1 protein-coding gene is annotated in these 2,600 nt (G+C 73.2%); it reads left to right on the plus strand.

The genetic code is table 11. The features are described 5' to 3' along the window. On the plus strand, positions 1 to 2,600 hold a 2,600-nt coding region (locus ACIQGZ_RS29535), incomplete at both ends, for an amino acid adenylation domain-containing protein (protein WP_402607808.1).

Below are 2,600 nucleotides of genomic sequence, written 5' to 3' on the forward strand. Positions count from 1 at the left end.
ACTACCGCCCCGACGTCATCGACCGCGACACCGCCCACCGCCTCGCCGACTGGCTGCACCGCATCCTGACCGCCGCCGCACACAACCCCGAGCAGCCGATCGCCGAACTCGACCTGCTCTCACCGGCCGAGCGCCGCCGAGTGATCACCGAGTGGAACGAGACCGCCCACCCGGTCCCGACCACCACGCTCACCGCCCTCCTGGAGCAGGCCGCGGCCGCGCACCCGGACGCGGTCGCCGTGGGGCACGGCGACACCCGGGTGAGCTACCGCGAGCTGCACACGCGGGCCAACCGGCTGGCCCGTGCACTGATCGCCCGAGGCGCCGGTCCCGAGCGCATGGTCGCGCTCGCGCTGCCGCAGCGGCCGGAGCTGATCGTCGCGCTGCTCGCCGTCCTCAAGACCGGCGCCGGCTACCTCCCGCTCGACCCGAGCCACCCGGCCGAGCGCCTGGCCGGCATGTTCGAGGAGACCTCGCCGGTCTGCGTGCTCACCACCGCGGAGACCTCCGCCTCGCTCCCGGCCGACGGCCCCGGGGCCGTCCGGCTCGATGACCCCGCCTTCACCGAGGAGCTCGACGGGCTCGACGATGCGCCGCTCACCGATGCCGAGCGCACCGGCCCGCTGCTGCCCGGCCACCCCGCGTACGTCATCTACACCTCCGGGTCCACCGGCCGCCCCAAGGGCGTGCTGGTCGAGCACCAGGCCGTGGTCAACTACCTGCTGTGGGCCGGCGAGATCTACCCGGCCGCGCGGCGGAGCACCCTGCTGCACTCGCCGGTCTCCTTCGACCTCACGGTCACCGGCCTGTATGCGCCGCTGATCGCCGGCGGCAGCGTCCATCTGACCCGCTTCATGGACGGCGGGCCCGACCCGCTGGCCCCGGCGCCGGCCGGCGGAGTCGCCTTCCTCAAGGGCACCCCCAGCCACCTCGCCCTGCTCCAGGCACTGCCCGCCGACTACTCCCCCACCGCCGAACTCGTCCTCGGCGGTGAACCGCTGCCCGGCTCGCACCTCGACAGCTGGCGCCGGGAGCACCCCGGCGTCCGGGTGCTCAACGAGTACGGGCCGACCGAGACCACGGTCGGCTGCACCTCCCTCGCCGTGGAGCCGGACGACGAGATCCCCGGCGAGGTCCTCTCGCTGGGCCGGCCGATGTGGAACACCCAGCTCTATGTGCTCGACCCCGCGCTGCGCCCGGTGGCGCCCGGCGTGGTGGGCGAGCTGTACATCGCCGGCAGCTGCCTCGCCCGTGGCTACACCGCGCGGCCCGACCTGACCGCACAGCGGTTCGTGGCCAACCCGTTCGGCGAGCCCGGTACGCGGATGTACCAGACCGGGGACATGGTCCGCTGGCGGTCCGACGGCACCTTGGAGTTCGCCGGCCGGGTGGACGACCAGGTCAAGATCCGGGGCCATCGGATCGAGCTGGGCGAGATCGAGTCGGTGCTCGCCCGCCACTGCGAGGTGACCCAGGTCGCCGTCGTGGTCCGCGAGGACCGGCCCGGTGACCAGGAGCTGGTGGCCTACACGGTGGGTGCGGCTTCGGAGGACGAGCTGCGGGAGTGCTTGGCCGCGCGGGTGCCCGATTACATGGTTCCGGGTGCGTTCGTGGCGTTGGATGTGCTGCCGTTGACGGCGAACGGGAAGCTGGACCGCAATGCGCTGCCGGCGCCGGAGCGGGTGGTCGGGTCGGGGCGTGGTCCGCGTTCGCCGTGGGAGGAGCTGCTGTGCCGGCTCTTCGCCGAGGTGCTGGGGGTGGCGCGGGTCGGGGTGGACGACAGCTTCTTCGAGCTGGGCGGGCACTCGCTGCTGGCGACGCGGCTGGTGAGCCGGGTGCGTGCCACGTTGGACGTGGAGCTGCCGATCCGGGCGGTGTTCGAGCACCCGACGGTGGCCGGGCTGGCCCGGACGCTCAGCGGCGCCGACCGGGGGCGGGACGCGCTGCGGGCGGTCGAGCGGCCCGACCCCGTCCCGCTGTCCTTCGCCCAGCAGCGGCTCTGGCTGCTGGACGGGCTGGACACCCAGGGCGGCATCTACAACATCCCCATCGCCGTCCGGCTCAGCGGCGCACTGGACATCCCCGCCCTCCGGCGCGCGCTGAACAGCGTCGTCGCCCGTCATGAGAGCCTGCGGACCGTCTTCCCCGAAACCGACGGCCAACCCCGCCAGCAGATCCTCCCCACCGCCGAACTCCCACTGGACATCCGGCAGACCGAGGAAGACCGACTCCCCGACGTACTGGCCGACACCGCCGGACACCGCTTCGACCTCGCACGCGAACTCCCCCTGCGCGCCACACTCTTCACCACCGCCCCGGATGAGCATGTGCTGCTGGTGGTGCTGCACCACATCGCCGGCGACGGCTGGTCACTCGCACCCCTGATGCAGGACCTCCAGGCCGCCTACCTCGGCCAGGGCCTGCCCGAACTGCCGGTCCAGTACGCCGACTACGCCCTGTGGCAACGCCAGGTCCTCGGCTCCGAAGACGACCCCGACAGCGTCATCTCCCGCCAGCTCGCCCACTGGCGCCACACCCTGGCCGACCTGCCCGAAGTCCTCGAACTGCCCACCGACCGCCCCCGCCCCGCCGTCGCCACC

This window comes from Streptomyces sp. NPDC092296 (assembly GCF_044755465.1).
Lineage (GTDB): Bacteria > Actinomycetota > Actinomycetes > Streptomycetales > Streptomycetaceae > Peterkaempfera.